Source organism: Spirulina sp. CS-785/01 (assembly GCF_028330525.1).
Classification (GTDB): domain Bacteria; phylum Cyanobacteriota; class Cyanobacteriia; order Cyanobacteriales; family Spirulinaceae; genus JAQMSD01.
In genome coordinates, this window is record NZ_JAQMSD010000193.1 from 1 (window position 1) to 6467 (window position 6467).

The following is a 6467-nucleotide window of genomic DNA, read 5'->3' on the forward strand; positions in this document are numbered from 1 at the left end:
ATCTTAACCCGTTTTAACGGGTTTGAGCTATTAGCCTTGGGTTTTAACCCAAGGTTCTACAAAAAATAAATCTCTGAACTAAACATCTTAACCCGTTTTAACGGGTTTGAGCTATTAGCCTTGGGTTTTAACCCAAGGTTTTTATAGACCACTTAGACACCTCTAACGTATCCACATAATTCATATATTTAACCAACGGTGTGTCAATTTCTAAAATGGCATTAGGATTAAAGCGAATATTATCATAAATTTGTCCATCTTCTCCCCGTAGCAAATAGTAAGCAAGACGAGTACAAAGCAATAAAAACCGCGCAGTTACCCACCCCAAAACTCCCCTTCTTTTTTCCGTCACATAAATGGGTTGAATTCTCGTATATTTCCCATCAACCGGAGTGTAAGCATAAATCATGTGTAACGGAGGAAAAAATTTAACATTCTTCATAATCGTTAAAAGACCCAAACACCCATCCGCATACCGCATGGTATATTCATAACTCTTTCCTAATAGCTTTTGTCCCAACTTTTCCCGCAAAGTCGTACTCGGAAACTCCCCCCGCAAGGTAAAATCAATAATATTCCCCGTCTCATTCTCTTCTAACAACAACTCCATGCTAATATTAATCTTATGTACCGTCCTTAAATGCTGTGCATCAATGCCATTCATCATACAAATATGGTGATGACAATTGCGAGTCAAGGGTTGATCTGCAAGGGCCATATAATCTTTACCGTTTAACTCATCAAACTCGGCCACCCCTGACTCTGCAACTGCATCCGGATAAACCCAAATAAACCCATATTTCTCATCCGTTGCATAGGATTGTAATTTCGCTTTCTTGGGAATCGTTTCTTGACAGGGAATATTCGTACAATTCCCCGTTTCATCAAATCGCCAATGATGAAAAAAACAACGAATCTGATTCTGTTCAACTTTACCAATTCCTAGATCAGTCCCTAGGTGGGGACAAAACGCATCTAAAGCGCGAATTTTGCCATCTTCTCCCCGAAAGAAGACAATTTGTTGTCCACAGATTTGGAGAGATTTTGCTTTTCCTTTGGGGATGTCTCGACTGGGACAAGCAATATACCATCCTTTCGCTATGACATCCCAGTTATTGAAGATTTTATTGTTCATTTTTAAGGTTGAACCACAAAGACACAAAGGACACAAAGAGAAGATACAAGGGGGAGATTAGTTTGTTACCCATTGTTGGGTGGCGTTTTGTTGTGTTTTTAAGTAGGTTTCTAGGGAAGTTTTTTGCATAATTTCCATGTTGCGGTTGCTTTTCCAGACATAGCTGAGGGGGTCTAGATATGCTTGATAAGACTCTCTTGCTTCTTGGTGGGTTTGGTAACTGCGGGTGAGTCCTTCGGAGGGTTGGGTAAAACAGGAAATGAGGAGTTGTTTTGCTTCGGTTTCGTCTAGGTTGAAATGCTGCGATCGCAATACCTGATAAACTGCATCATACAATGCAGGATCATACCAAAAAATCCCATTCACCACCACCGAAAAATGAGCATGATCCCGTTGACACCCCTGAATCCCTAAATTCGCCACAAACTGTTCAAATTTCGTCGGTTTAGGGATACAATTAATAATATCGTGAGAAATAATTGTCGAACTATTAAAATGAAAACTCTCATCCATAAAATGATAATAAGAAATTTTAGACGGAATGGGAGCAGTTTCAGGATCAGCAAACGTATCTAAAAAACGACTTAACTTATGCTGCACTAACTTCCCATTCAACGTCCGTAACCCCCGCACCGTAAAATATTGACAAGCTAAAAATGTATTATCCGACGACAGCAACCCAAAAGCGTGTAACTGTAACTTTTTCCACCATCGTTTTAAATAATTAGTATTAGCGTATAACATCGTTTCTGTAAAGGGAGTCCGCATGGGATACGTAAAAATACGCTTGCCAAATAACGCCAACTCCACCTGTTCCCCCACCGTCTTAAACGCTTGAATATGCGATCGCTCTTGAGACGATTCCAAATCCAACATATCACAAACCAACCGGAAATCCTCCTGCGCGTACAACCCCGCAGCACTGGTTTGATTAAAGAAAATTGTAGCAATTTCCGCCGAAATAATCTGGGAATAATAAGCCACCCAATACAGTTGATTTAAAATCACCCGTTGAGACGGACTCGCTTGCTCCCAAACCGGAGTCCCGTATAATAAAGAAAACTCCTCTGGATTCCAATATTGCTCCCGACAACCGTTATAATCAAACTCACTCGCCACCTGATCCAGTAATTGAGTATGATCCTGTTGTTGATTGCGTCGATAATTAATTTGCAACTTACGATCCACCAGAGTTTTCATTCCTTCGCTCCCTCTAATCATCCTTCCTCTAGCAGTTGTTGAAACGCCTCGATAGATGAGATTGTAATTGCTTGTTTGAATAAAAATCTTAACCTCGGAATGTCATTTAAATTGGCAATATTCTCCTGCACTTCAGAATTAAGAGAACCAAAACGACTTTCTAAAAGATCAGTAATATTTTCCTGTAAAACTCGTACCGTTTGCTGTAATCCTTCTTGTCGTCCTTCTTGTCGTCCTTCTTGTCGTCCTTCTTGTCGTCCTTCTTCTTTAGCCCAAATTTCTAAATGACTCAGTAAAGGCATTTGTCCCTCCTGTTGATATTCTATTACTTCTGTTAACCAGGCTTGCTCTAAGTCTTCAGGTAAAGCCATCAGCCAATCCACCAAACGAAAGAGCTTTTCAATCTTTTCTCTACTATACCCTTTCTCAAACAAGCGTCGCACTAACGTCCATTTCCATGCTTTGCGCTCATCTAGTTGTCCATAGGTCGATAACGTCCTCAAATGTGCCATTACAAACACAGCAAAGGGATTCTCACTGTCTTCAAGTTCTTTCCACTTTTCCTCCTCTTCAAAATCGACTAACTTGACAATGGGAAACTTGAAAACTACTTCACATCCCCCAAAAGAGTAGTGATAAGAAGACGGTCGCCAAGATTTGCGTCTATCTCCCAAGACAGCTAAATTAATAATTCGTTCTTGGTAGCGGTCGCGCAACCGATAATGATACCGCCACATCCGTTCTACAAACTCTGTGTCTTCTTGATTTTGGACTTCTGTGTGAATAAAAATCCACACAGTTTCCTCACTTTTCAAAGACACTTTAAAAAGTTTATCGGTGATTTGTTTTCCCCGCTCCCCCTCTCGGATAATTTGCTGTAACTCTTGTTCTTTCGACTCAATAGGTTTGTCCCAATCAATCAAACCGTAAATCTCTGGGAATAACAACTCCAGAAACTCAGCAAAAAAATCCTCTAACCCTTGTTTCCAAGAATTATCAAAATCAACAATAACTTCACTCATCACTCATCTTGCCTCACAACATCAACTCCGCACAAAGAGACGCAGGAAACGGCGTAAATAACCCCCTCTCCTCCAACGCAGTCACCACCTTCCCACTCGTCTCCTTAGCAATTAAAGACCGTAACTTCGCCAAACGCACCCCACTTTGCGTCTCCGTATCCAACTCCTCAAACAACTGCACCTTTTGACCATATCCCAAATGACCAACCCCCTGTTCAACCGCACTCACCACCCGTTGCGGGCCCACCTGAATCATCTGTAAAAACGTCGCCAACGTCTCAATAATAACCCCCATACTCCAGTCCGACGGCGGATGTTGCTTCAACAGCGTCACCCCCGTTGCATGGTGTCGGGACTCATCTTGCAGAAAACTGGTCAACACCCCCGCCAACTCCGGATGAGTGCAATCTTGCGCTAAACTGCGATAGTGACTCAACCCCCATCCTTCCAACACCACCTGCAAAACAAAGAGAATCAGCGACTTATCCTCCGATTCTACGATATCCGCCAAAAACCGCAAAAACGCATCATCCGTCTCCACAGGTTTCTCCGGCAAAAACCGCATAATTTGCGCCAAATGATAGGTCTCATCCGCACTAAACAGCGCGTACAACATCCGTTCCTCGGTACTCGCAGACAACATGACCATCTTGGCCATATATCCCACCCCTGCTTTCTCAATAAAATACGCTTCCTCCAATAACCCCTGGGTCGTCAATGCAAGGATAGTCTCCTGTTGGTCAGCAGTCGCATTTTGAAACAACTGACTTTGCTGTAAATTAAAATGCCTCGCCGGCCAAAACGGCGTAAAATTAACCGAAGCATGGGACGGAGTGGACTGAAGTGCAGAAGAAAGAACTCGTTGAAGGGTATGAGACTCTTGTAAATGGGGAAGGGTAAATCCTGCGGTTTTCATAATACCTCACGGGTATGGTTCACATTAGCTGAAGAATCAGAAAGAGGTTGCCAAGTTTCCCAAGTTAAGGGAATTTGTCGTTCTGCGTGTTGGATAAACTGCAAAATAGACTGGTCTGCGGGGGTAGGGGTTTTTAAATTAAAGCGAATGGTCTGAAAAATGCGTGTATCCCCTTTCGCAAAATAATTCCCCACCCATTTCGTCATCTCCAACAACAGTCGATTCACCAGCCATCCTCCCACACCTTGGCGTTTTTGGGTTAAGAGAATGGTTTGGCCTTGGGTTTTCCCCCCTTCAGTCAGTCGTAAGGCAAACATAATATAAAAGTGCAGGAAATCAGGCCCCAAAGTGACAGTCCCTGTACTGCCATACCAGTAACACATTTGGTAGGTAATGGCGTTTTTGTAAAAGGGACGCAGCAGTTTGACCAACCAAGACTCCTCCCCCCCTCTGGTGGTATTGCTAAACGTAATCGTATTTTCGTCAATTTCTTGACAGTCGAAGACAATATGAAAGGGGAAATTATGAACGGTGTTAAAGTGGTGAGCATCAATGGCATTAATTAACACCACATTGGGATGACAGTTTTTCTCAAACTGGGACCCCAAAACCACATCATACTCTTGGCCCGCCAATTCCGGAACATTAGGGAGGTCTTGAGGGGGACTGTCTCCCACCCAAACCCAAAGCATCCCGTATGCGTCCACAGTGGGCCAAGTTTTGAGTTTCACGGGGAGGGAATGACCGAGACAGGGAATATCCACACATTCTCCTGTGGTGTCATATTTCCAGTTATGAAAAAAACACCGTAGTCCCTCCCCTTCGACTCTCCCTTCCGCGAGATGGGCCCCCATGTGGGGACAGTACGCATCCACCGCAACGGGAGTCCTAGTGGGAGTGCGATAGATGGCCAAGTCTCGACCTAAGAGAGTGACGGGTTTCACTTGACCTGCTTTCAGTTGCCGACTGGGGAAAACCCAGTACCATCCAGCAATAAAACAATGGGGGTTATTAAATACCTCTGTCATGGGAAAATGAGCAATTACGATGGGAGAGAAAAGGAAACCGAACGGGGTTGAGCAAACCACATCCGTTGTCCTGCTTTGGTTAAGTTTTCCGGACAAATCTCTGTTAAACAGACTAATTCATCTCCTTGTACATGGCCGGGATTTTTTTCAGCAAAAAAGCGAATATGGGGGTCGCTGAGTCGGTTGGGGGGAATGCCTTTTAAGGGGTCGCGGAGTTGGTGAGGATGCTGAAAGCGGACGACTCCTGCGGTTTTATCGTACTGTTGAGCAAATTTTTCGTTGGCGAGGAAATTAATTAAATTTTGAATATTAACAGGAGTGGGGAATTGATAGCAGGGGTAAAATTCTTTCCAGAAGATGGGTAAAAAGCGATAAGTGCGATATCCTCCAGAAATGAGTAACCAGTAAAGTTTCCCTAATGCAAATTCAGTTTTTAATTGATTAACGGCTAAAATCCAACTACGAGCAAGGGTAGAATTTGACCAAGCACTGGGATCAATGATGGTGTCTCCCGAATAGACAATACTAATGGTTTCCCCGTGATAAGGGGTATTATACATTAAAAGTGTCGAGAATCCTTTTAACTGGTTGGTGTCTGTGTCGGTGAATAAAATGACCCAATTTTTCTCGCTCAAGTCTTGTAAAAAGACTTCCCATTTTACGCCTTTAAAATGGGTATTGAGAAGTAAAAACATCTGTTGCTGCTGCGTTGGAGAAAGGGCAGCAGTTGGTAATAAGTGACTGTGCATGAGTAAGAAAGTTTAATGAAAGGTTCTACATTAACAAAAATGATCCCCGTTAGTTGTATTATAGTGAGTGAGTTTGAGCCACTTAATTTTTCAGGACAATTTTAAAATCGTCTCTCTGAATAGAGTTGGTTGCGAAGGGGTTAGGTGGGTTGTGGGGTGCGAGAAGGAAAGGTTAAATTTCTGAGAAACCCTATCTGAGAAATTGGGGTTCTGATTTCACAAGCAGATCATTGCTACAATTTGGAGAGAAACTCGGTTTCTTCCCCTATTGCTCTGAGAAAGAAACCTTCAATACATTGTAGGGAGGTTTCATGAAACCTCCCTACAAAAAACAAGCTCTACAAAACGAGCTACACAAAACGAGCTACACAAAACGAGCTACACAAAACGAGCTACACAAAACGAGCTACACAAAAC

Annotated in this window: 6 protein-coding genes; all 6 read right to left on the minus strand. The window is 42.9% G+C overall.

Features of this window, described 5'->3' with window-relative positions; genetic code table 11:
• Window positions 1–127 precede the first annotated feature (127 nt).
• From PN462_RS12690 to PN462_RS12715, 6 genes are read right to left on the minus strand one after another with little or no spacing between them, the layout of a single operon-like run.
• The gene (locus PN462_RS12690) at window positions 128–1135 is read right to left on the minus strand and encodes an aromatic ring-hydroxylating oxygenase subunit alpha (protein WP_272128628.1); all 1008 of its coding nucleotides are present in this window, start codon (window positions 1133–1135) and stop codon (window positions 128–130) included.
• 57 nt (window positions 1136–1192) lie between these two features.
• Window positions 1193–2335 carry a hypothetical protein gene (locus PN462_RS12695; protein WP_272128629.1) on the minus strand — a complete coding sequence of 381 codons (1143 nt, stop codon included), beginning with the start codon at window positions 2333–2335 and terminating at the stop codon, window positions 1193–1195.
• 17 nt (window positions 2336–2352) lie between these two features.
• The gene (locus PN462_RS12700) at window positions 2353–3357 is read right to left on the minus strand and encodes a hypothetical protein (protein ID WP_272128631.1); all 1005 of its coding nucleotides are present in this window, start codon (window positions 3355–3357) and stop codon (window positions 2353–2355) included.
• A gap of 13 nt (window positions 3358–3370) precedes the next feature.
• A complete protein-coding gene (locus PN462_RS12705) occupies window positions 3371–4273 on the minus strand; it encodes a ferritin-like domain-containing protein (protein WP_272128632.1) in 903 nt (300 codons plus the stop codon).
• Window positions 4270–5301 carry an aromatic ring-hydroxylating dioxygenase subunit alpha gene (locus tag PN462_RS12710; RefSeq protein WP_272128634.1) on the minus strand — a complete coding sequence of 344 codons (1032 nt, stop codon included), beginning with the start codon at window positions 5299–5301 and terminating at the stop codon, window positions 4270–4272. Before PN462_RS12710 ends, PN462_RS12705 begins: the two co-directional genes overlap by 4 nt.
• Window positions 5302–5315: 14 nt before the next feature.
• Window positions 5316–5996, minus strand: coding sequence for a hypothetical protein (locus PN462_RS12715; protein WP_272128635.1), 681 nt, complete (start codon window positions 5994–5996; stop codon window positions 5316–5318).
• Window positions 5997–6467: the final 471 nt, after the last annotated feature.